Source organism: Ideonella sp. P3_A4 (assembly GCF_056403075.1).
This window is the reverse complement of the sequence record NZ_JBFUGE010001104.1, coordinates 1-1,211: the sequence shown is the minus strand read 5'-3', so window position 1 is coordinate 1,211 and position 1,211 is coordinate 1. Positions and strand designations below refer to the sequence as shown.

Annotated in this window: 2 protein-coding genes and 1 pseudogene; all 3 read left to right on the top strand. The window is 69.4% G+C overall.

The genetic code is table 11. The features are described 5' to 3' along the window. Positions 1-281 (top strand): annotated as a pseudogene (locus AC1DYI_RS36225) (hypothetical protein); the annotation flags it as partial. A gap of 5 nt (positions 282-286) precedes the next feature. Then, on the top strand, positions 287-601 hold the full coding sequence (locus tag AC1DYI_RS36220; protein ID WP_477208916.1) for a phage tail protein: 315 nt from the start codon (positions 287-289) through the stop codon (positions 599-601). Between the two features lie 56 nt (positions 602-657). Continuing rightward, positions 658-1,211 (top strand): phage tail sheath subtilisin-like domain-containing protein (locus tag AC1DYI_RS36215; protein ID WP_477208915.1); only part of this gene is annotated, 554 nt, incomplete at its 3' end.

Genomic DNA, 1,211 nt, shown 5'->3' with positions numbered 1-1,211 from the left:
AGCCTGACGACGCGATGGGCACCAAGGTCGCGGCCGACGCCGGTGGTGACCAGTTCAACGCCTTCGCCACCACCGCTGCCGGCGACCACACCCACAACTTCACCACCGACACCGAGGCGGCCCACAGCCACACGGTCACCGTGGCCAGCAACGGCGCCCACGGCCACGCCATCACCGTCGCCGCCGTCGACGCGCACGTCCACACCATCACCGTCGGCAACACCGGCAGCACGGAGACCCGACCGCGCAACCGCGCCACCCTGTGGTGCATCAAGTACTGACCGCGATGACCGCCGCCAAGCCCACCACCAAGCTCGTCACCAAGCCTGCCTACCAGCTCGACGCCGCCGGCCTGTTCGTCTGCACCACCGAGGCCGACGAGTCGCCGCTCGAGCCCGGCGTCTGGCACATGCCTGCAGGCACCATCGACACGGCACCGCCGGACGAATGGCCTTCAGACAAGTGGCCTCGCTGGAACGGCCACGCTTGGCAGCTCGTGCCGCGCCCGGCCGCCGCGGCCACCCAGACCAAGCCGTCACCCACTGACAAGTTAGCTGCCTTCCTGCTGGCCAACCCCGACGTGCATTCGCTGATCGGCTAGCCGACCATGGGCGGGTCCCACCTCCCACCACACCAGCCCGCCCCGGCAAGCCCACCATGGCCGACACCTACCACCACGGCGTACGCGTCACCGAGATCAACGATGGCACGCGACCCGTCGCGCCCATCTCCACCGCCATCATCGGCATGGTGTGCACCGGCCCGACAGCCGACGCGACCGTCTTCCCGCTGAACAAGCCGGTGCTCATCACCAACGTGCAAAGCGCGTTAGCCAAGGCCGGCACCGACGGCACCCTGCCCACGTGCCTGGCCGCCATCGCGGCACAGACGCTGGCCATCACCGTGGTCGTGCGCGTGACGCCTGGGGCCGACCAAGCTGAAACGAACTCCAACGTCATCGGCACCGTCACTGTCGATGGTCAGTACACCGGCGCCAAGGCGCTGCTGGCCGCGCAGGCCCAGTTGGGCGTCAAGCCGCGCATCCTCGGCGCCCCGGGGCTCGACACGCAACCCGTGGTCACCGAGCTGGTGAGCATCGCCCAGAAGCTGCGCGCCTTCGTCTATGCGGGCTGCGACGGCTGCGACACCGTGGCCGAGGCCATCACCTACCGTGAGCAGTACGCCGCGCGCGAGCTGATGCTGCTGTGGCC

What these genes read in the sequence shown, in the direction of transcription:
- AC1DYI_RS36220 (WP_477208916.1), top strand. Translation starts at nt 287, where the DNA reads ATGACCGCCGCCAAGCCCACCACCAAGCTCGTCACCAAGCCTGCCTAC.